Genomic DNA, 21,064 nt, shown 5'->3' with positions numbered 1-21,064 from the left:
AGTAAAAACTAAAAAACAATAAATACAATGAAATTAGATAGTAATAATTATTCAATGTTTCAATTGTATTATCATTTAGTTAAGTGTATCAAATATGTAAAGGATAGTGAAGTGTATTAAATACATAAAGGAAATATATGTTAAAAGGAAGGGGGAATATATATGATAGAAATAAAAACTATAGATGAAAATAAAAAAGGTCATATTGACCTTTTGTTGCGAGCTGACCCATATGAGGTAATGATTGATAAGTATCTTGATAAAGGCATTATGTATGCTCTATATGATAATGATGAACTTACTTGTATAGCAGTTGTAATTGAAATTTCTAAAGAAACCTGTGAATTAAAAAATATTGCTACATATGAGCATTTTCAAAATAGGGGTTATGCATCAAAGATGATAAATCATATTTTAGATGTTTATAGTGAACAGTATTCATCAATGGTTGTGGGTACAGCTGAAAGTGGAATCCCGTTTTATGAGAAATTTGGATTTGTTTATTCACATAAGATTAAAAACTTTTTTATAGATAATTATCCAGAGCCAATTTTTGAAGGGGAATCTCAATGTGTGGATATGCTGTATTTAGAATATAAATTCTAGATGCTAATGAGAAGATAAAGTGTTATATATAAAATAAAGAATCGTGATAAAGTAGATAAAGTGTTGCAGAAAGCATGTCTGAAAAGATGTGCTTTTCTATTACTATAAAACAGTATATTAGAGAATAGTTTGCAAAAAACCTATTGTTAATCAAATGGTTATACACTTAATAAAATCATATTTTGATAAATATTACTTTCAAAATATAAAGGAAAGGATTTAGATTTCCATTGATGCTATAATACAAAAAGAGAGGCAAAATTATTACAAAATCATGTTTTAGCAACAAATTACATGAGTGCAACTTAAAGTTGACAATGTGCATTTCTTAAAATATAGAATTTAACAGTATAGTTTGATAATATTTGGATATCAAATCACAGGAGGTAATAATATATGAATTTTGGTGAAAAATTATTTAAGTTAAGAAAAGAAAAAGGATTATCACAGGAAGCACTTGCAGAACAAGTTGGAACAACAAGACAGGCGGTTAGTAAGTGGGAAAACAATCAGGGATTTCCAGAAACAGAAAAACTTTTACTACTATCTAATATTTTTGAAGTATCAACTGATTTTTTATTAAAAGAGGAGAAATCAATAAAAGGAGCAAATGAAAAGGGATATTATGTAAGCAAGGAAGTGGCAAGGGGTTATCTTATCAATGAGAAAAGAGAATGCAAATATTTGGGGTTAGGTTTTTTGTTTTGGGCATTAGCAGGTATTCCTTATGTAATGTCTCCAACTCATACAAGTTGGCGTATTTTAGGAATTGCAGTTTGTGTTGTTTTAGGTATTGGTGCTGTTATACTTGGAATGTTTGCAGAACAAGAAGATTATAAAATCTTGAGAAAAGAGCCACTGTTATTTGATTATGAGTTTTTGAAAGAATTATCAAAGGAATATATTTCAATCAAGAAAAAATATAAGTTAGTTGCTATCCCAAGTACATTTTTGTTTGTGGTTGGTATTCTTATTATCGCAGTAACAGTTAGAGGGTACATTGAATGGGCAGAATATCATTTACTTGTATTTTTGGGATTGGCAGTTGGTATTTTTGGTTTCGTACAATCCATTGGGATTATGGATGCATATGAGCTGTTGGTAAAAAACGAACAGTATTGTGACCGATTTATCTTTAAAGTAAAGAGAAAATTAAAGAATAAAATTGATAGGTTCTAAAAGTAAATTTTTAAAGGTAGGAGCTAGTTAGGGCAAGGTATTAATTGTGAAATTTACAGAGACAGGATAAAAGGTCACGATAAAACAGCAAAATGTATGATAAGTATGAGTAATTATTATGATACTTTATTTTAGTATTATTTTATAAAAGTTAGAAGAAAGAAAAAATATTAAAAGGTCAAATTGACCAAATAAAAATAATATATATAGCATAATTTAAGAAAAATGTGAATGATGGAACTTAAACATAATACACATAGTATAATTTAAGAATCGTATGCATAATATAACTTAATCATAATACACATAGTATAAATTGAATGTTAATATAACTATAGAGAACTTAATATAGTTATATTAACATTAGTAGTGAATGAATATCATTCATTGACATAAAGAACTACCCATGATATACTGTGAACAATACAAGAAAGGAGGGGTTTAGATATGACAAATATAAAAGAAAAATCAAGAAAAACATTTAATAATCAAGCAGATACCTATGACCAAGATATAAAGGGACAACATGCAAGAAATCTTTATCCAGTTTTACTTAAAACACTTTCAGATATTTCATATGATACTATTTTAGATTTAGGGTGTGGAACAGGAGCAGTATTGCAAGCTATTTTAAATGAAGATTGTAGGAAGAAGGCTTATGGAATTGATATTTCTGAGAATATGCTAAATATAGCAAAAAATAAACTAAAAGGGAATGCTACCTTAGTTTTAGGAGATTCAGAGTATTTGCCATTTGAAAATGAATTTTTTGATGTTGTATATTGTAATGATTCTTTTCATCATTATCCTAAACCTAATAAGGTATTGTCAGAGGTATGTAGGGTATTAAAGTCAGAAGGAACCTTAATAATTTGTGACTGCTGGCAACCATTTTTATTTAGACATATAATGAATATTTTTATGAAGTACAATAAAGATGGAGATGTAAAAATGTACTCAGAAAAAGAAATATGTAAATTGTTAGCTGTAGATTTTAGAAACATTGTGTGGAAGAGCGTGAATCATACTTCATATATTGTGACTAGCATAAAATAAGAAAGTATAAAAGAAAAACACATAGAGAAAAACATATAAAGAAAATTACATAAAATAAAACATAAAAAATAAAAAAGTATAAAAAAATAAAAAAGTATAAAAAATAAAAAAGTATAAAAAAATAAAAAAGTATAAAAAATAAAAAAGTATAAAAAATAAAAAAGTATAAAAAATAAAAAATATGATACTTTATAATTTTGTAAATTTTTAACTCAAACCTGTTTAAATCTCAGGTATTTTTTAAAATTAATTAGTGAATGAAATTCATTCATAAAGAGGAGGACACATGAGTACAAAAATGGATTTTATCACAGAGGACACAAAGAAATGTCTAATAAGATGTCTTTGCTATTAATAGTAGCTATGTTTTTAAACATGGCATATAATCTAGTAGACAGTATATGGATTGGTAATTTATTAGGAGAGACTGCTATGGCAGTACTTACAACTTCCACGCCAATTATTTTAACTCTGACATCTATAGCTATTGGGGGCAAAAGAGCATAAAAAAGCAGAAAGTTTGATTTCTACTTCGTTTTTGGTATCAATAATATTTTCATTGATTATTACTGGAGTTATTGAGCTATTGTTACCATCCATCTTAAAAATATTGGTCAAGTTATAATAGGAGATGGTTATGCTAAACCTGTTTAATTTATAAAACTATAAAGGTTAGATTAATATTTATATAAAAATTGAGATGATTTTAATATAAAAGATATATTTAAATAGAATATAAAATTATTTTTAACTAATACTTCCAAAAATGTTCAATTGAATATATAATGTAATTATAAAAGCAAGCTATTTTTATAGTAGTGGTTAATTCTCTAATGAGGAGGGTGTAAAATGGCTAGTATGATTATGGAAGTTGTAGGAGTATTGTTTATAGTAATTGGATTAATTTTGACATTTGTTGAGATAAAAGGAAACTTCCCTTCTTTTTATGGTTTTGGTCAGAATGCTATAGGTAAAAATGCTATAGGAATTATAGCAGCAGGAATAGCATTAATTTTCTTTAGAAATGGTATAGACAGCATAGATTCTATAGCTACTTATGGTATATTTTTAGCGATAGAGCTTGTTGTAATCTCTGCATATTTCTTAATAAGAAGAAAATTTTGTAGAGAAGATAAAAATTTAAGAGTTAACTAATAAAGTTGTCTACTATAAAATTAGAAAATTCAAAAAATAAATAAAATATTGCTTTTAAGTATTTAAAGTTCAAGAAACTATATTCTATACAAAAACAGAATGTGGTTTCTTTTTTTAGTGCAATAGCTTTAATAAAATTCTAATTGTAGAACAGGGTATAAAAGAAGGGGTCTTTCGTTATAAAAATGTGGCTTTAGATACTAAGTTCTTGGTGTTTGGTATCACTTAGGTTGTAACTAAGTAATTTATTTTATTAAAAAGCATACAATAATAATATTTTATATCAAAAAAGTAGTATTTAGTCAGCATTATTAATTTATATTAAAAAATATAAATTAAGTACTATGAAATTTTAATATTAGATGTAGCATAAAAATAATATTTAATATACAATAAAATATAAAAACACATATCCTAGAAAGAAGGTATAACATGGGAGAATTGAGAAAAATTTCTGGGGTAGGAAAGGAAACTGAAAAAGACCTAATAATGTTGGGATATACAACAATTGAATCCCTTAAAGATGCCAATCCAGAAGAGTTGTACCAAAAAGAATGTTTAATGAGTGGGAAACATATAGATAGATGTCAACTATATGTATACCGCTGTGCAATATATTTTGCATCAACAGAAAACCCAGACCCAGAAAAACTAAAGTGGTGGTATTGGAAAGACTAAAGAATAATTATAAAAGACTAAAGAATAATTATGAAGGATTAAAGAATAATTATAAAAGACTAAAGAGTGATTATAAAAGAGTTAAATATCAGTTTTGAATAATAATTAAAACTATTATTTAGCTCCTTTATAATACCTCACTCATCATATGTATCTTAACATAATATGTATTTCAATCAATGAATTAAATTAATTAAGAGAATCATTTAAAGATTTTTCTTCAGCTAGCCATTTTCTGCATTGTTCAATCTTTATTGTAGGGTCAAAACCTTGCTCTTTCCCCATATTTGAAAGCATATCACAAGGAAAAGTATCACATTCTCCACAATGATTAAGTTCTTTGCTTTCACAGCAAGTCTTAACCTTACATTCACCACCCCAAAATGGACCTTTCATTTGAGTACATCCTTTACAATTTACTTTCTCTTTTCTTGCACAACTGTTACAGAGTACACCACATCTTGATTCAAACATATAAACTCTCCTTTTCTAACACTTAAATATATTATAAAATTCTTTTAATTCTTCCTTTTCATCTGAAGATAATTGACTTTTTCTGATGCCTTGAATTGCACCTTCTAGTGAATATAGACGGTTAATACATGCAGAAGCATCAATAGATTTTATTTTTAACCATGCCTGCTTGCTACCTATTTCCTTTAACTGTTCATAGGTTGTGATTCCAACTTGGTTTAATTGACCTTCAACTACAGGACCTATATTTGGTAATTTAGAAAGTTCACCCATTATATCACTCCTTATATCTTAAATATTAAATAGAATTACCAATCATAGTTTATAACTACTGTTCAAAAAATTCCTTTGCATATTCTACAGTACCAGACACTTCTTTCAATCCATTGTCTAGTAGCTCTATAGCCATAAAATTTTCATCTGGCACTTCAAATGGAGCTTTTATATTAAACTTACTTGCTACTTGATAGCCAAACTTAGGATAATATTTGTCATGACCTAAAACTACACAACCTTTATATCCTTTTGACTTTGCAATTTTATGTCCTTCTTCAATTAACTTTGAACCTATTTTTTTGCCTTGGACACTTGGAGAAACTGCTACTGGTGCTAGTGCAAGTAGTACATCATTTTTAATCTTTATTTCTGTAAATAGAATATGCCCAACTATATCTCCATCATCTTCAGCAACAAGTGAAAGTTCCGGAACAAAGCTAGTACTATTTCTTAATCGATTAACAAGGTTTTGTTCATCATGGTCAGAAGATTCTTCATTTGTAAATGCAGCTTTAATAACTTCATATACTTTATCTTTGTCACTGGTTTTTTCTTGTCTAATTATCATTTTAATTTATACTCCTGTGGATTAAATTTTTTTATCTGTTATATTAAAGCTAATTCTATTAAGGTTAATTCTAGAAAATGAAAATAGCAGTGTACTATAGCCTTATCAATAGTTTTATCACTTTTCATAATAAAATGCATTACACCAAGAATAGTTATATCCTCTAATTTTTAACCATTCAGGAAAGGAAATTTTTTTGCTACTTTCATCATATTGAAACCATAAGTCATATAATTCTTGATAGTATGTTTTTTCTTTTAAATATTCATCATAATAATCTAGGTTTCCTTTATATTTTGTAAGTAGTCTATCTAATTCCTCTAAATCTTCTTTAATATTTTTTTTAGGGTTTAGAATTACACTTTCTTGTATATGATGAGAAGCAAACCATAACTCATCTATATATTTATTTAATAATAGTTCGACAGATTTAATATCTGTGTCATCTAATTTTAAAGCATCTTTTAGCATATCCTCAGAAGAGTAGTATCTATATTTATCATAATTCTCTTTATTTAAAGAAATAAATAGATTTAATTGATATCCCCACCTAAGAAAAGGCATTTCTTTATTTAAAACAGCTTTTTCAACTATTGGAAAAATTAATTTGACCACTAAAGGTTGTTGAAATTCTTTTATGTTGTTTTTATCAAAACGCTCCTTACAAATATATGTAACAAAATGCTTTTGTTTATTTTCAGGTAATTTTAATATGTAGTCGATTAAAAAGTCTAGTTTTTTGTTTGCTAATTTCTTTAATCCTGTATTTCTTGTATTTGCATATTCATTCCAAAGTTCTGTTATTTTGCTATCTTCATAATCTATAGTGTTCATTTATTGCCTCCAAATTATATCAAAAATCTTTAAATAGAAGTATCAAGATTTAGTACATGTATAGATAGTTATACATTAATATTGATGTGTAAATATTCAGTTATATAAATATTATCGATAATTAAATACCAATATTGATATGTAAATACTAAGCTATTTAAACAGATATCAATTGAACAAAATTAAATTTACTTATATATCTTTTACATCTTTTTTATATAGATTAGATTTTTCATCATAACAAAATTGATTTGCTTCTAAAACTTTTATAGATGCTACATTCGTTCTTGTTTCCTCGATTATTGGGTCAGCTACAATACGAACGACGTTTTTATTTTCTTCAATCACTTTGTCAGAAATCAATTTTACCAACTGCTTTCCAATGCCTTTTCCCAACAGATTCTTTTCACCAATTAGATAGTCAATACCATACGTTCCATTGGGTTGTGGAATTTCTGAATCCTCAAGGGGAATTTGATTATAATTATAATATTGGCAAAAACCAATAGCTTTGTGTTCAGATTCAACAATGAAATGATGTATAAAGTTATATTCATTATTTCTACCTTTTATTTCATTTAACCAATCAGAAGCATCCCCAAACCATTTTACAATATATTCTTGATATAACCATGATTTAACCATCTCAATATCTTTTTCTTCTAATTTTCGTAATGAATACATTACTCATTCACCTCACCAATTCTAATTTCTAATTGTATACTTTGCTAACATAATGCGGAAACTGTATAATGCTTTCCTTGACTTTAATATTTAAAAATTTATGTAATACTATATAAAGTAGAAGTTTATAGATTAAAGAACATCCAATATAATAACTCGTTGATTACAACTTTATCGGTTGTGATTTTTATATAATCTTACTACCATGTATCTGGAATAGAATTCCAAATTATGATTATAGTAGTAAGTAGAATTAATAAAGTAACTAAGGATGTAACTAATATTGGTTTATTTTTTTTAATAATACCTACAAGTATACCTACTATGAGTATTAGTATTAATAAAAAGATTATTCCACTAAATGTAAGCATAGTTATATTTCCTCCTCATAAAATATAGGCAAGCTTTTTTATATTTTACCATACTACATAATGAAAGTCTTTTTTATTGATTAGATGGTCAAGAGGTGATTTGAATTATTTATCGTATATCCTTGATTTATTATAATACAATAGGATGACACCATCTTGTCATATATAATTTTATTGTAAGGCTAAGATATAACATCATTTTTTCTAAAGTTTCTCTTAGCGATTTCAGAAAATATTATAGTAGTGGCAAATGCAACACATATTGTAACTATAGTATCATTAACGTTTAAAGCAGATTGTTTTATAATACCCATAGCACTTCCTAACATAGAGTATGGGAAAAATATACCAATAGAAGGTTGTGCTATTAGTAAGCCCATTCCAAATAGAGAAAGGCAAAGACTGATACCAATAGGAGTAGCAAAACTTCTAATCTTTATAGATAGGTATAGTTGTATAGAAGCTATTGAAATTGAAATAATCCAACCCTTAATAATCCAGCCAGTGAGTTCATTAGGTACACTTTGGGAAAATCCAATCATATTTCCAGCAACTATGTAAAAAATAACGAAAACAATTTGAGTGATAGCCGTAAGTATTGAAATAACTATAAGTTTAGATAAAAAAATGTTTTTTAAATTGATTGGAAGTGTCATTACATTATTCCAATTATGATTCATATGTTCAAGTCTGCAAACATAGGCACAAAAGATTGCTATTAATATAGGAAAGAAAAACTCACCATAAAATAGACTAACTTGAGTCCACAAGCTATACCATTCTTTCTTAAGGATATCTTGATTTAGATAAAAGTTTCCAGTACCAATTAGCACACTTAGAAGTGGTAAAGCCAATAATATATACCATATAAAAGAATTTTTTAACTTTAGGATTTCTCCCAAAACTGATTTTCTTAACATTTAAATCCCTCCTATATTTCCTTTTTTAATAAATGATTTTTTCCAATATAATAAATTAACATTCCAACAAAGAAGATTAAAACAGTCATTGAAAAATTCATATTTACTTTGTAAACTGATGAACCAAGGGCAGTGTCATAAGCATAATTTAGAGGCGTTAATTCTATGTAATAAGACCATATAAATAATCTACGAATACCTTGAAAAAATAGTCCTGATGTTAAACCTATAAAGCTACCTAACATACCAAGTGTAACAGCAAGCATTTGATTTTGGAATACAGTTGCAACCCATTGGTGCAGTGCTATTATAGCTATACTAACTAGTATCGTACCTAAGGTATATTTGACAATTAAGGACATAGAAAATGGTTCGATAAAGTCCTTAAAAGATGCAAAACCTAAAATAGCCAATATTTGTATAAGTATAGATAATGATATCAAAATAGTAGAGCATAAAAATTTAGAAAAATAAATACTATTTAAGGGTGTAGCAGAAGACTTTAAAAGTTTCCATGTATCTCCTTTATGCTCTATATCGCTTATTCGCGAAGTAATTATTGATATTAAGATAGGAAAAAATAATCCATTTAAACTTGTAAAACTCATAATCATGTATGAATATTCAAATCCACTTAGCATGTCTGGATTCTTTGTAAGAGCTCTACTTGAATTCATGATACACCATATTATTTCAACAGCTACAAATAAAAATGTCATCAAAATAATTTTCTTTCTTTTAATTTTATAAAATTCTAAACTAAGATATTTCATTATAAAGTCACCGCCTTGCCAGTAAGTTCAAGGAATATATCCTCTAAGCTCTTTTTATGTTCTTCTATTCTAAATACATCCATATTTGAATGTACAAGTATGTTATTTATTTTAGCTACATCTGTATCTTTTAAATTTTCAATAGTTAAATATCCATCTTGTATAAGTGACATATATCCTTGTGTATTTAAAAGTTTTTGAGCAGATATTGGATTTTGTGTTTTAATAGCAATATGACTTTGACCTTTATCATGAAGTTCTTTTATACTATCTTGAAAAACAAGTTCACCATGATTTATTATTCCTATTGATGTGGCGATTTGGTCAATTTCACTTAGAAGATGACTAGAAATAAGAACTGTCATGCCATATTTTTCTGGAAGAGATTTTATTAGTTCTCTAATTTCTTCAATTCCAGCTGGGTCAAGTCCATTTGTAGGTTCATCAAGTATCAATAGTTTTGGAAACTTCATTATTGCCATGGCAATGCCAAGGCGTTGTTTCATACCTAGTGAATATTGACTGACCTTCTTATTTTTCTGATTTTCTAGTCTTACTATTTTTAAGGCTTCATGTATATTTTTTTTAGGTAAATCTAATAGTCTTTGCATAATAGTCATATTTTCAAGCCCTGTCAAGTGTCCATAATATGATGGAGATTCTATCAATGAGCCAATATCATTTAAAATTGATATTCTGTTTTTATCATTTAACTCTTTACCTAAAATACTAATATTTCCTTGTGTAGGTTTTGCAAGTCCAAGTAGCATTTTAAGAGTAGTAGATTTACCAGCACCATTAGGGCCTAAAAAGCCATATACAGCTCCTTTTGGTACTCTAAGGTCTAAGTCTTTTACTCTAAATATTTTATTGTATTCTTTTGAAAGTCTGTTTGTTTTAACTATCATTTCCATATGCTTTATCCTCTTTTCTATAATTTAGTATGAATTTTTATGACTTACATATAGTAGTGTTTGTAGCTTATATTAATACAATAAAGTACTTACATTTCAGATAGCTGAAGTTTACCTTACGATAACCTTAAATAGTCTATTGGGGTAAAGTTATAAAAATGGGTATATGATATACTTATGGAGGGTGATGATTATGGAAACAATAAAGGATAAAAAAATACTTGTGGTTGATGACCATAAAGAATTATTAAAAATGATAGATGAAATCTTAAGAAAAGATGGATTTAATAGAATTTTTCTAGCCTCTAGTTATGAAGAAGCTGTGAAAGTATTTAAAAATATAAAACCAGACTGTGCAATTTTAGATGTAGTATTGCCAGATGGAGATGGATTTTCTATTATGAGAAAAATTAGAGAGACGTCTAAGATACCAGTTATTTTTCTTTCTGCAAGAGGAGAGGATGAAGATAGATTGATTGGTTTGGGTTTAGGAGCTGATGATTATATAGTAAAGCCATTTTTACCTAAAGAACTTACTTTAAGGTTAATAGGTATACTAAATCGTGTATATATTCCTATGAAGGAAGAGGAGTTGCCAGTATTTAAACTAGGAGATTCTGTTGTTGTAAATTTAAATACTGCATGTGTAAAAAAAGATGGACAAGAAATATCTTTAACTGCTAAAGAACATTCCCTGCTTTTAAAGTTGTATGAAAATAAAGGGCGAATTGTTACTAGTGATGCACTATGTCAAGCTATATGGGGAGATGACATGTATGGGTATGAAAATACTCTTATGGTACATGTTAGGAGAGTTAGAGAAAAGATAGAGGAAGCACCATCTTCTCCTAAGCATCTTCTTACAGTAAGAGGGCTTGGATATAAATTAATTGTTAATTGATTTATGCCATATGAAGATTTCAAGAGGAGTGATTTAACTTTGGATAGTGTAAAATATATATTGAGGCGATTTATAGGTTCAAGTATCTTGATTTCATTATTTCTAATTATCTTAAACATAACAGGATTTTTGATATTTTCATACGTAACCTTTATATATCCATACTTGGGAGAATCGGATATAAGCACTAGCAGAGAGACTAAAGCAAATTTAATGATGCTTGAAGAAAAGTTAACCTCAAAAGATGGTAAATTTGTTTTGGATGAATCTAGCAAAGATGTGTTACATAAAAATCAAGCTTGGGCGATGTTAATTGATGATAATGGGGACAGAATATGGGAGTATGATTTACCCAAAGAAATACCAAAGCATTATACTTTAACGGATGTAGCTAAATTTTCAAAATTCTTTTTAAAAGACTATCCTGTGTATGTATGGGAGCATCCTGAGGGGCTTCTAGTTACAGGATATCCAAAAGACAAGTATACTAGGTTTAACCTTACTTATACCATTAGAGAAATAGAGCAATTTCCAAGGTTAATATTAGTTATGCTTTTGCTTAATGCAATAATTACTTTTTTAATAGCTTTGTTCATAGGATTAAAAATGGTAAAATCTATAAAGCCAATTATTACAGGGATGAAGCTTATTTCAAAGGGCGAGCCAGTATTTCTTCAAGAAAAGGGAATACTTAGTGATATTTCAAAATCTATTAACTCTGTATCTAGAGAATTACAGGAAAAAAATGCAAAGCTTAGAAAAAGAGAAGAAGCTAGGTCTAATTGGATTGCAGGAATATCTCATGATATAAGAACACCACTTTCAATGATAATAGGATATGCTGGAGAGCTTGAGGAAAGTAAAAATCTTTCTCAAAGAGAACATGAGCAAGTATCTATTATATGTAATCAAGGTATTAAGATTAGGGAATTAGTAAGCGACCTTAACTTAGTCTCTAAATTGGAATACAATATGCAACCATTGGATTGTGGTAAAATTAGAGTTTCTGTTTTCTTGAGAGAGGTTGTTTCTGATTTTATAAATAATAATTTGGATAATAACTTTTATATTGAGATTAATATATTGGATGAAGATATTATTATAGATGCAGATAAAAAGTTATTAAAAAGAGCTATTAGCAATTTGATACAAAATAGTATAACTCACAATCAACATGGGTGTAATATAAATGTAGTTTCAAGGTCTGATTTAGATTTTTGTTATATAACTATTGAAGATGATGGAAAAGGTATGAGCAAAGATAAAATTAGTTATTTATTGAATAATCAATATAATTTGAGTGATGCATATGCTAAAGGTCAGAATCATGGTCTGGGTCTTTTAATAGTAGCAGGTATTATAAACGCACATAAAGGTAAATTAAATATCACAAGTGATGATTGTCATGGTCTAAAAATAACTTTAAAATTACCACTAGTAAAGTAAAACTTTATGATAAAATAATAAATAAGCGTGAACAATGAAAATATTTTGAAAATAATTTTATTATTTATTGACAAAAATGTTCTATCGTAGTAGAATAAATATAAATTCTTTTCTTGTCAAGTTTTATTAAATAAAATAGTAACTTTTGCTTTATGCGCTTAGAGCTAAGTTACTCATGGTATCAAAATTTTCATAGGAATAATATATTTTGGAATTATTGTAAGACTGTTAAACTCTTTAAATAGTTCCCTTTTTTTTAATATTTTTCAATAATACTTAAAATATTATTGACAAAAATATTCTACTAAAATAGAATTATAATATAGTAGTTTTTAATTTTGAGAAGAAGAGAATCAGATTTTAAGAGCAGATTTAATTAGAAGAACTTTTATGTAATTATTAGAGGAATATTTTAGTAGAACCTTGTATTTAGAGCGAAAGAGCATCTTAAATAGACATTTTTTGACCATATAAACTCTACTAAAGTAGAGTTTTGGTGTCTGATTTTTAGTGATATAAAGTATAGATGTCTAGATATGTTGAATTAAATTAGAGCTATAAAGAGCTGTTGAGGAAAAGGTTTGGATTATAAAAATCATAAATGAGAGATTCTTTTTTTAAAAGCTAGAGAAGCAATAAGTCAAAATTAAAAGAAGTAAGATTACTAAAATATAAATGCTTAAAACTAGAAAGAAAAATTTAAAAGAAGGGAGAGCTACTGAGACAAGTATCCAGAAGTATATAGCTGAGTACAAGATATTTCATAAAACTTAAGCAATATAAAGTAATTCTGACACTATTTACACATGTTTATTATGTACAAATAGCTAACTTTAGAATTTAAGATTGAGAAAATCTTATAAAATTACAGTAATTTAGATGAATATAACATCAATTAAATTGATGAAAATTTTACTGTGAATATTGCTTGTCTGTATTCTGAGTAGCAAAGGTTTATTATGCCAATAAAAAAGTTGCCACAATCAGAATTGAAGATAATGAAATTTATATGGAAAGTAGATTCCAAAATAACATCAAAAGATATTATTTTAGCTATGGAGCAAAAATATCAATGGAAGCAAACGACAACTTTAACTATTTTATCTAGATTAGTAGTTAAAGGATTTTTAAATTCTAAAAAGGTAAATAAACATACACAGTATGAGATTTTAATTAATAAAAAGGACTACTTGAATGTTGAAACGAGAGAATTTTTTAGTAATATTCATGATTCCTCTATAAAAAGCTTATTATTATCACTTCATGCAGATGATAATATAAGTGAAAAAGATATACTTTTTATTGAAGAGTGGTTAAGAAGTATTAAATAAAAATAAGAAAATAAGATTAAAGAAAAATAGTAGCTATTTGTAAAATAAAACATGATACCTAAAAATATGAAAACTTATTTTTAGAAATTTTGTGAGCTTGTATAATATAAGTAAAACATTAGATTGGTGATTTATGTAATTTAATAGATTATATGTAAATTAAATATTATAAAAATACAATCTTAAAGCAAAATTAAAGCAAAATTTTGTATAATATAAACATAAATCATATACAGTATATTTATGATATGTAGTATATCTGTATTTGAAAATTATAAATTATAAGTGGATTGTAATATGAACCAAAATAAAATTAAATATGAGTGTAAATTAATGATGGACAATTCTATTAATTCAATATAAAAAGCTACCTTTAGTTATCAATTAAATAACTATATTTTAGGGTAGCTTTTTGCATATGGATTGTAGTTGTGTAGAATACATAATTTCATAATTTTTATAAATATGACATATAGCTTTCAAGTTTAAATTGGTACAATAAAATAATAATAAAAATTAGGGGGGATATTTATGAAATATCAATGTTCATTATTGGCAGTAAATGATGTAGAAGTGTCAAAAAAGTTTTATGGAGAATTGTTTGACCAAAAAGTTGTGTTAGATTTAGGGAAAAATGTAACTTTTAGTGGAGGATTTGCAATACAAGAGGATTTCGCATGGTTAACAGGACTAAATCCAGATACAGTTGTGAAAAAATCACACAATATGGAACTTTATTTTGAAGCTGATGATTTTGATAAATTTATTGAAAAACTTAAATCATATAAAGATGTAGAGTATGTTCACCAACCACTAAAATATGAATGGAAACAGAGAGTAGTGCGTATTTATGACCCTGATAAGCATATTATTGAGGTAGGAGAAGCTATGGAAGTTATAGCCAGAAGATACTTAGATGAAGGGTATTCTGTAGAAGAAGTTTCTAAGATTATTCAACATCCAATTGAATTTGTAGAGGAATGTAAAAGGAGTGAATAATTTTGTTACTAGTATTTTCAGATTAAAAATAAATCAAAAGTGGTGATTAAAATTGTATGAAAGAATGTTGAATAAAAGTGTTATGCCATCAGAAAAAGAGATTTCTGAGTATGTTGGCAAAAAACATTTTAATCTTATTTTGCATCTTGAGAATTTATTAGATAAAAAATATGATTTGCGTAAAGAATTAAGATTTCCTTTTGGAAATAATTATGGCTGGGGATATAAGTATTCACATAAAACAATGCATCTATTTTATGTGTTTTTTGAGAAAGATTGCTTTACAACAACTATTCAAATTGGAAGTAATGATGTAGACAAGCTATTAGATATACTGGATAACTTATTACCAAAGACAAATGAATTTTGGAATAAGCGATACCCTTGTGGAAGTGGAGGATGGATAAATTATAGAGTGGAGAATGAGAAAGAGCTTGATGATATTTTAAAGATTATTGAAGTTAAGAAAAAGCCTCCAAAAAATCTAATCATATAAAATAATAGTATTTGACAAGATTAATGATGTAAATTAAAATGAAAAGATATTTCTAGACAAGAGTATTGAGATAGAATGTATACTAGAAAAATAAATTATACTTTAAGATGAGTGAATATTTATAGTGTTTTGAAATATAGTTGATTTTTAAAGTATAAGTATACTATAGAACTCTTGTATAAATAGATATTAGTTAAATATTATTGTAAAGGAGTGATTAGTATTAAAGCAAAAGAACTTTATAAAAAGTTAGACTTAGAATTTGATATTAAAAATATTGATGATGATTGGAGTTTTATGAATTTTGAAAATGATTTTATTACTCCAGAGTTTAAGAAAAAATACATAGGTTTAGTATTAGATAATGCTCAAGACATTAATAAAGTATATACAGTTACTTTTCCAGATAAAGAAATAATTCAGCAAATCATAGATAAAGATGAAAGAGATATCTTACTTTTTTCACACCATGCAATGGGATATATAGCATGTGATGAAGGTTTTCCATTTCATGATATTCCACTATCTTATATGGAAGAGATGAAAAAACGTAGAATTTCTTTTTATGTATTACATTCTCCATTAGACAATTATAGTGATTATTCAACTTCTGTTAGTTTTGCAAATGCTTTAGGTCTTGAAATTGTCAAACCATTCTGCAAATATGATGATAAAATCAAGGTAGGAGTTATATGTAAAACATCCTTAAAGTCAGTAGAAGAGATTAAGGAGCTTGTTAAAAAAGCAGTTGGACATGATGTGAAACTATATGATTATGGAAGCTCTTTTTTAAAAGATGGTTTAGTAGCTATTGCAGCAGGGGGAGGAAGTTACCCATTTGTAGCAAGTGAAGTTGATGAGCTTGGTATAAATTTATATATTACTGGATTTACCAAGCCTTTAAAACATTTTGAACCAGTATTAGAATTTCATAGAATTGCAAAAGAGAATTTAATTAATGTTATAGGTGCTACTCATTATTCTACAGAAAAATTTGCATGTATGTCTTTAGTCAATTACTTCAAAAATCTAGGGCTAGAATCAGAATTCTTGGAAGGAAAGTATTATTTAGAAGATTTATAATAGATATTAAACAAAAATAGGCAGTCAGTAAAAATTTGTGTTTACTGACTGCCTATTTTATTGTTTTTAGAATAATATCTTAATTAGCTTTATAATGTAGTATCGTAATACTCTCTGGAGAATTTAAAAAAATTGTCTTGGAGTTAGATTTTTTAGATATTCCAAAATCTATTCATATCTGCTTCTTTATTTGTTCATATTTTATAGCTAACATATATCAAGGTTATTTTTCCTATTTCACTATAGAATACTTATTTTTCGATGTTTTTTTATAGTATTATTATGATAAACTATATTTTATAAGTATTTATTTTAAATTATTATAAATATTAATTTTAAAATAATAGAATTATTATATTTATGAGAATAAATGGTATAATAAAAGGTAAAGTGTCAAATATCCGCTAAACTAAATAGATTAATTAGTATATACATTAAAATATAAACAATTTAAATAAATAATAATTTATAAGGAAAGGAAAGATAGAATGGTATTTACGAAAAGTAATAAGTATGACAAAGAGTTCCTCATGAAAAATATGATGGGGCCTAATTGTATAAAAATACTAGAGGAACTGACAAATAAGATAAAATTAGAAAAGGGAATGCGTATTTTAGATTTAGGATGTGGAAGAGGTATATCTTCTATATTTTTAGCAAATGAATTTGATGCAACTGTATTTGCAACAGATTTGTGGATAGAACCAACTGAGAATTATGAAAGATTTAAGGACTTTAACTTAGATAATAAAATATTTCCAATACAAGCAGAGGCACATGAATTACCTTACGCAGAAGGTTTTTTTGATGCAGTAATAAGTGTTCATTCTTATCACTACTTTGGAAATAAAGAAGGTTTTTTGGAAAATCACATATCGCCTCTTGTAAAAGAGGGTGGAATAATTGCAATGGCAATGCCAGGATTAAAACAAGATTTTGTAGATTGTATACCTGATGAACTTATTCCATTTTGGCAAGATAACATGAATTTTCATTCTCTTAAATGGTGGAATGAGCTTTGGTCAGAATCGGAGTCTGTGATTTTAGAGAAATGTGAAGCTTTAAGTTGTCATGAAGAAGCATGGCAAGATTGGCTAAACTGCGATAATTCTTATGCAAAAAATGATAAAAAAATGATGGAAGTAGAAGATGGTAAGTATTTTAATACAATTTCTCTAATAGCTAGAGTTAAGTAAAAGTTGGAGTTAGATAAAGACTAGAGCTTGATAAAGATTTGAATTAGATAAAGATTAGAGTTAGATAAAAATTCAAATACAAAGATAATTATTCAAATATAAAGATGATTATTTAAATACAAAATGATTTTTTAGAGAATTTATACCCAATTGGACTATTTAGGTTGATTGGGTATTTTTATTTTTTAATAATATACTAAAAATAAAAATTTTATGTCACAAAGTACTTTTTAAATTGTCTAATTTAATATGGGGGTGAAATTATGAGTGAAAGTACACAAAATAATGTAAAAAAAGATGAAATAGAAAATTTGATAGATAGAGCTATTTTAGGAGACAAAAAATCTCTTGAAATTTTGTTATTGGATGTACAGGATTTAGTATTTAATTTATCTTTAAGAATGTTAGGTACTGTACAGGATGCAGAGGATGCCAGTCAAGAAATTATGATACGTGTAATTACTCATCTATCTACATTTAGAAAAGAAAGTTCTTTTTCTACATGGGTATTTAGAATAGCATACAATCATTTACAAAATTATAAAAAAAGTATGTTTTCTAAACAGCATTTAAGTTTTGAATATTATGGAGCTGATATCAAAAATGGCAAATCAAAAGATATACCTGATTTATCTCAAAATGTTGAAACTTCTATTATTGAAGAAGAACTAAAATATTCATGTACAAATGTAATGTTACAATGCTTGGATGTAGAGAGTAGATGCATTTTTATTTTAGGTACAATGTTTAAACTAAATAGTAAAGTTGCTGCTGATATTTTGGATATATCTTCTGAAGCATATAGACAAAGATTATCACGAACTAGGAGGAAAATGGCCTCATTTTTAGATGAGTATTGTGGATTAAGTGGAAAAGGGGTATGTCAGTGCAAGAAGCGTATTAATTATGCAATAGTTAATCACCGTATAAATCCTAAAAACTTGGAGTATTCTAGTCTAGAAAAAGATGATGATAATACTATATTTAAATTTAAATCTGCTATGGAAGAAGCTGAAAATTTTTCAACAGTATTTTCAAGACTTCCATCATATTATTCTAGTGAAAAATTAAAAAAATTTCTAATAGATTTTTTACAGTCAGACTGCTACTCAATAATTAAAAATTTATAAATACTTAGAAAGTTTTTAAAATATGATGCAAAACTTTAATAAGTATTAAGTATGGATATTAGAAGTTATTTAGATATGTAATTTTAAAAATTAATTAATGAGTATTTTAAAATAGCTATATGGTATTTGAGTATCAATCAAGTATTTAAATAATTTTTAAAAATATTAATAAAATTAATATAAAAGGGAGAGAAAATTATGAAAAAAAATTGTATATTAGAGTTTTTAAATGCACTGAAAAACAATAATTCAAGAGAGTGGATGATGGAAAATAAAGAATGGAAAAAAGAAGCTACATTGCAATTTGAACAGTTGTTACAAGATATAATTAATGCTTTAGCTTATCAAGATAAATCTATTGCACATCTAAATGCAAAAGATTTAATATTTAGGTTGAATAGAGATACTCGTTTTAGTAATGATAAATCACCTTATAACCCATCATTTAGAGCACATATTTCATCTGCTGGACGAGTACCAATTCCAGTAGGGTATTACATAGATATTTCTCCACAAAATATATTTTTAGGAGCAGGACTTTTTACACCACAGCTTTCAGATGCAACAACAAGAGTGAGGGATTATATACTTAAACATTCAGATGAATTAGAATCTATTTTGTATAATCATAAATTTTCAGAGAATTTTACTTTAGATGGCGAAAAACTAAAAAATATTCCAAGAGGATATCCAAAAGATTTTACTAAAGGAGAGTATTTAAAACACAAAAGCTGGTATATTGAATATCACTTACAGGATAGTGACTTAGACAATTTATATGAATTTTGTAAAATGGTTACTGATAAATTCTTACTTATGAAACCTTTTAATGATTATATTAATAAAGCTTTAGAAGGCTACAAAATGCCTGAGAGAAAAGCTTAAACATAAGAAATATGAGTAGAGTATAATCGGGGCATAATATTAGTAAAAGTTTAAAATATAGTACAGTTAAAGTGTAATAAAGTGTTAAAATATTTGACAAATCGAAGGCTTGCTCTTATACTCAATACAAGTAAGGTACCTTTTTAAAGGACTTATTCGAAAAAAATCATATAATTAGTAAAATGTATGATTACAAAATTAATAATTAATTTAGGAGGTAAAAATCATGAATGAAACTCAAGATGAAAATTTATTAGAGCAATTTTTTAAAGTACAATCGTTACTACATAAATTTCACCTTCAAAATCATAAATCACATGGTTTTTTTAGAGGAACGCATAGAGGTCAAGGAAGAGTATTATCTATGCTAAAAATAAAACCAGAAATTACTCAAAAAGAACTATCTTATTTGCTTGATATGAGACCTCAATCTTTAGGAGAGTTGCTTTCAAAACTAGAAAATCAAGGATTTATTACTCGTACACCTTCAGAAAAAGACCGTAGAGTAATGGTAGTAAGACTGACATCAAAGGGTATGGATGAAATTAATAAAATTGAGCAGGAAGAAGACCCAACTAATAAAATATTCGATATTTTAGAAAAAGAAGAAAAAAGTATTCTAAGTGATATTCTTACTAAGATTACTAATGAGTTGGAGAGAACTATAAAAAATGATGATAATATTAATTTTGATGGGGCGCATATGGGAGCACACTCAAGACCATATCCTGGTCAACGCTTAAGTTTTAATGGAAGAGAAGGTTTTGGAATGGGGCATATGGGTTCACATCCAAATCCACATGAGGAACCACATCCAAGTTCTCAAGAAGAAAAAGAGTTTTACAATCCACGTATGGAAGCATTTCAAGCTTTTTTTAATAGAGAAGAATTCTTTGAACAAATGACGAAACAGCATCCAGGATTTTTTGAACAGATAGTAAAAGAACATCCAGAGTTTTTCAAGAATAAGGAATTTGATGAGCAGAATGTATCTAAGGATGAAAAGTATAGCGAAAAGGATGTTAATGAAGATTAGAAACTATCTATCCTCCCACTATAATTATATCATAAATAAAAAGTTTTTTTAAGACTATGAATATATCCTCACT

Annotated in this window: 25 protein-coding genes; 16 read left to right on the top strand and 9 right to left on the bottom strand. The window is 26.9% G+C overall.

The annotated features are described in order from the left end of the window. Nucleotides 1–162 precede the first annotated feature (162 nt). The 6 genes from IC174_RS12710 to IC174_RS12685 all read left to right on the top strand — a co-directional run bounded on the left by IC174_RS12710 (nt 163) and on the right by IC174_RS12685 (nt 4,674). Complete coding sequence (locus tag IC174_RS12710) at nt 163–606, top strand: GNAT family N-acetyltransferase (RefSeq protein ID WP_227433521.1); 444 nt, start codon at nt 163–165, stop codon at nt 604–606. Between the two features lie 396 nt (nt 607–1,002). Then, nucleotides 1,003–1,785: a helix-turn-helix domain-containing protein gene (locus IC174_RS12705; protein WP_227483048.1), complete on the top strand. Its 783-nt coding sequence runs from the start codon at nt 1,003–1,005 to the stop codon at nt 1,783–1,785. A gap of 447 nt (nt 1,786–2,232) precedes the next feature. Beyond that, on the top strand, nt 2,233–2,841 hold the full coding sequence (locus tag IC174_RS12700) for a class I SAM-dependent methyltransferase (protein ID WP_227483047.1): 609 nt from the start codon (nt 2,233–2,235) through the stop codon (nt 2,839–2,841). A gap of 327 nt (nt 2,842–3,168) precedes the next feature. After that, entirely contained in the window at nt 3,169–3,348 is a 180-nt protein-coding gene (locus IC174_RS21395) for a hypothetical protein (RefSeq protein ID WP_413927190.1), read from the top strand. A gap of 342 nt (nt 3,349–3,690) precedes the next feature. Continuing rightward, the gene (locus tag IC174_RS12690) at nt 3,691–3,996 is read left to right on the top strand and encodes a hypothetical protein (protein ID WP_227483046.1); all 306 of its coding nucleotides are present in this window, start codon (nt 3,691–3,693) and stop codon (nt 3,994–3,996) included. Between the two features lie 432 nt (nt 3,997–4,428). Then, nucleotides 4,429–4,674, top strand: coding sequence for a helix-hairpin-helix domain-containing protein (locus tag IC174_RS12685; RefSeq protein WP_227483045.1), 246 nt, complete (start codon nt 4,429–4,431; stop codon nt 4,672–4,674). Nucleotides 4,675–4,863: 189 nt separating this feature from the next. Here IC174_RS12685 and IC174_RS12680 read toward each other — a convergent pair whose 3' ends face one another. From IC174_RS12680 to IC174_RS12640, 9 genes are all read right to left on the bottom strand, one after another. Beyond that, complete coding sequence (locus IC174_RS12680) at nt 4,864–5,148, bottom strand: DUF3795 domain-containing protein (protein WP_227433516.1); 285 nt, start codon at nt 5,146–5,148, stop codon at nt 4,864–4,866. Between the two features lie 15 nt (nt 5,149–5,163). Beyond that, complete coding sequence (locus IC174_RS12675) at nt 5,164–5,421, bottom strand: TfoX/Sxy family protein (protein ID WP_227433515.1); 258 nt, start codon at nt 5,419–5,421, stop codon at nt 5,164–5,166. A gap of 55 nt (nt 5,422–5,476) precedes the next feature. Next, nucleotides 5,477–5,992, bottom strand: a complete 516-nt coding sequence (locus tag IC174_RS12670; protein ID WP_255619085.1) for a GNAT family N-acetyltransferase — start codon at nt 5,990–5,992, stop codon at nt 5,477–5,479. Between the two features lie 117 nt (nt 5,993–6,109). Beyond that, nucleotides 6,110–6,826: a hypothetical protein gene (locus tag IC174_RS12665; protein ID WP_227483044.1), complete on the bottom strand. Its 717-nt coding sequence runs from the start codon at nt 6,824–6,826 to the stop codon at nt 6,110–6,112. Nucleotides 6,827–7,018: 192 nt separating this feature from the next. Then, nucleotides 7,019–7,510 (bottom strand): GNAT family N-acetyltransferase, encoded by a 492-nt coding sequence (locus IC174_RS12660; protein WP_227483043.1) that lies wholly within the window; start codon nt 7,508–7,510, stop codon nt 7,019–7,021. 200 nt (nt 7,511–7,710) lie between these two features. After that, nucleotides 7,711–7,881 carry a hypothetical protein gene (locus IC174_RS12655; protein ID WP_227483042.1) on the bottom strand — a complete coding sequence of 57 codons (171 nt, stop codon included), beginning with the start codon at nt 7,879–7,881 and terminating at the stop codon, nt 7,711–7,713. Nucleotides 7,882–8,063: 182 nt separating this feature from the next. Beyond that, nucleotides 8,064–8,801 carry an ABC transporter permease gene (locus tag IC174_RS12650; protein ID WP_227483041.1) on the bottom strand — a complete coding sequence of 246 codons (738 nt, stop codon included), beginning with the start codon at nt 8,799–8,801 and terminating at the stop codon, nt 8,064–8,066. Nucleotides 8,802–8,812: 11 nt separating this feature from the next. Continuing rightward, entirely contained in the window at nt 8,813–9,574 is a 762-nt protein-coding gene (locus tag IC174_RS12645) for an ABC transporter permease (protein WP_227483040.1), read from the bottom strand. Next, nucleotides 9,574–10,488, bottom strand: coding sequence for an ABC transporter ATP-binding protein (locus IC174_RS12640; RefSeq protein WP_227433510.1), 915 nt, complete (start codon nt 10,486–10,488; stop codon nt 9,574–9,576). The genes IC174_RS12645 and IC174_RS12640 overlap by 1 nt, the downstream gene beginning before the upstream one ends. A 193-nt stretch (nt 10,489–10,681) precedes the next feature. Between IC174_RS12640 and IC174_RS12635 the strand changes: the two genes are divergently transcribed. From IC174_RS12635 to IC174_RS12590, 10 genes are all read left to right on the top strand, one after another. Next, nucleotides 10,682–11,389, top strand: a complete 708-nt coding sequence (locus IC174_RS12635) for a response regulator transcription factor (protein WP_227483039.1) — start codon at nt 10,682–10,684, stop codon at nt 11,387–11,389. A gap of 39 nt (nt 11,390–11,428) precedes the next feature. Then, complete coding sequence (locus tag IC174_RS12630) at nt 11,429–12,835, top strand: sensor histidine kinase (protein ID WP_227483038.1); 1,407 nt, start codon at nt 11,429–11,431, stop codon at nt 12,833–12,835. 959 nt (nt 12,836–13,794) lie between these two features. Continuing rightward, nucleotides 13,795–14,166, top strand: coding sequence for a BlaI/MecI/CopY family transcriptional regulator (locus IC174_RS12625; protein WP_227483037.1), 372 nt, complete (start codon nt 13,795–13,797; stop codon nt 14,164–14,166). A 531-nt stretch (nt 14,167–14,697) separates the two neighbouring features. After that, on the top strand, nt 14,698–15,165 hold the full coding sequence (locus IC174_RS12620; protein WP_227483036.1) for a VOC family protein: 468 nt from the start codon (nt 14,698–14,700) through the stop codon (nt 15,163–15,165). Nucleotides 15,166–15,217: 52 nt separating this feature from the next. Beyond that, a complete protein-coding gene (locus tag IC174_RS12615) occupies nt 15,218–15,661 on the top strand; it encodes a DUF3788 family protein (protein WP_227483035.1) in 444 nt (147 codons plus the stop codon). Between the two features lie 213 nt (nt 15,662–15,874). Further along, on the top strand, nt 15,875–16,744 hold the full coding sequence (locus tag IC174_RS12610; RefSeq protein WP_227483034.1) for a Nif3-like dinuclear metal center hexameric protein: 870 nt from the start codon (nt 15,875–15,877) through the stop codon (nt 16,742–16,744). Between the two features lie 530 nt (nt 16,745–17,274). Beyond that, complete coding sequence (locus IC174_RS12605; protein ID WP_227483033.1) at nt 17,275–17,940, top strand: methyltransferase domain-containing protein; 666 nt, start codon at nt 17,275–17,277, stop codon at nt 17,938–17,940. Between the two features lie 263 nt (nt 17,941–18,203). Beyond that, nucleotides 18,204–19,070 (top strand): RNA polymerase sigma factor, encoded by an 867-nt coding sequence (locus tag IC174_RS12600; RefSeq protein ID WP_227483032.1) that lies wholly within the window; start codon nt 18,204–18,206, stop codon nt 19,068–19,070. A gap of 198 nt (nt 19,071–19,268) precedes the next feature. Further along, a complete protein-coding gene (locus IC174_RS12595) occupies nt 19,269–19,955 on the top strand; it encodes a DUF2461 domain-containing protein (protein ID WP_227483031.1) in 687 nt (228 codons plus the stop codon). A 226-nt stretch (nt 19,956–20,181) separates the two neighbouring features. Next, nucleotides 20,182–20,991 carry a MarR family winged helix-turn-helix transcriptional regulator gene (locus IC174_RS12590; protein ID WP_227483030.1) on the top strand — a complete coding sequence of 270 codons (810 nt, stop codon included), beginning with the start codon at nt 20,182–20,184 and terminating at the stop codon, nt 20,989–20,991. Nucleotides 20,992–21,064: the final 73 nt, after the last annotated feature.

Origin of the sequence: Clostridioides sp. ES-S-0001-03 (genome assembly GCF_020676075.1) — a bacterium.
Lineage (GTDB): Bacteria > Bacillota > Clostridia > Peptostreptococcales > Peptostreptococcaceae > Clostridioides.
This window is presented reverse-complemented; position numbering and strand designations above follow the sequence as displayed.

Excerpts from the sequence above, each read along its gene's own strand:
- IC174_RS12620 (WP_227483036.1), top strand. The coding sequence starts at position 14,698 with ATGAAATATCAATGTTCATTATTGGCAGTAAATGATGTAGAAGTGTCA.
- IC174_RS12645 (WP_227483040.1), bottom strand. The coding sequence starts at position 9,574 with ATGAAATATCTTAGTTTAGAATTTTATAAAATTAAAAGAAAGAAAATT.
- IC174_RS12590 (WP_227483030.1), top strand. The coding sequence starts at position 20,182 with ATGAATGAAACTCAAGATGAAAATTTATTAGAGCAATTTTTTAAAGTA.
- IC174_RS12690 (WP_227483046.1), top strand. The coding sequence starts at position 3,691 with ATGGCTAGTATGATTATGGAAGTTGTAGGAGTATTGTTTATAGTAATT.
- IC174_RS12650 (WP_227483041.1), bottom strand. The coding sequence starts at position 8,801 with ATGTTAAGAAAATCAGTTTTGGGAGAAATCCTAAAGTTAAAAAATTCT.
- IC174_RS12685 (WP_227483045.1), top strand. The coding sequence starts at position 4,429 with ATGGGAGAATTGAGAAAAATTTCTGGGGTAGGAAAGGAAACTGAAAAA.
- IC174_RS12680 (WP_227433516.1), bottom strand. The coding sequence starts at position 5,148 with ATGTTTGAATCAAGATGTGGTGTACTCTGTAACAGTTGTGCAAGAAAA.
- IC174_RS12675 (WP_227433515.1), bottom strand. The coding sequence starts at position 5,421 with ATGGGTGAACTTTCTAAATTACCAAATATAGGTCCTGTAGTTGAAGGT.
- IC174_RS12665 (WP_227483044.1), bottom strand. The coding sequence starts at position 6,826 with ATGAACACTATAGATTATGAAGATAGCAAAATAACAGAACTTTGGAAT.
- IC174_RS12595 (WP_227483031.1), top strand. The coding sequence starts at position 19,269 with ATGAAAAAAAATTGTATATTAGAGTTTTTAAATGCACTGAAAAACAAT.
- IC174_RS12700 (WP_227483047.1), top strand. The coding sequence starts at position 2,233 with ATGACAAATATAAAAGAAAAATCAAGAAAAACATTTAATAATCAAGCA.
- IC174_RS12625 (WP_227483037.1), top strand. The coding sequence starts at position 13,795 with ATGCCAATAAAAAAGTTGCCACAATCAGAATTGAAGATAATGAAATTT.
- IC174_RS12655 (WP_227483042.1), bottom strand. The coding sequence starts at position 7,881 with ATGCTTACATTTAGTGGAATAATCTTTTTATTAATACTAATACTCATA.
- IC174_RS12640 (WP_227433510.1), bottom strand. The coding sequence starts at position 10,488 with ATGGAAATGATAGTTAAAACAAACAGACTTTCAAAAGAATACAATAAA.
- IC174_RS12605 (WP_227483033.1), top strand. The coding sequence starts at position 17,275 with ATGAAAAATATGATGGGGCCTAATTGTATAAAAATACTAGAGGAACTG.
- IC174_RS12710 (WP_227433521.1), top strand. The coding sequence starts at position 163 with ATGATAGAAATAAAAACTATAGATGAAAATAAAAAAGGTCATATTGAC.
- IC174_RS12705 (WP_227483048.1), top strand. The coding sequence starts at position 1,003 with ATGAATTTTGGTGAAAAATTATTTAAGTTAAGAAAAGAAAAAGGATTA.
- IC174_RS12635 (WP_227483039.1), top strand. The coding sequence starts at position 10,682 with ATGGAAACAATAAAGGATAAAAAAATACTTGTGGTTGATGACCATAAA.
- IC174_RS12660 (WP_227483043.1), bottom strand. The coding sequence starts at position 7,510 with ATGTATTCATTACGAAAATTAGAAGAAAAAGATATTGAGATGGTTAAA.
- IC174_RS21395 (WP_413927190.1), top strand. The coding sequence starts at position 3,169 with ATGTCTAATAAGATGTCTTTGCTATTAATAGTAGCTATGTTTTTAAAC.
- IC174_RS12670 (WP_255619085.1), bottom strand. The coding sequence starts at position 5,992 with ATGATAATTAGACAAGAAAAAACCAGTGACAAAGATAAAGTATATGAA.
- IC174_RS12600 (WP_227483032.1), top strand. The coding sequence starts at position 18,204 with ATGAGTGAAAGTACACAAAATAATGTAAAAAAAGATGAAATAGAAAAT.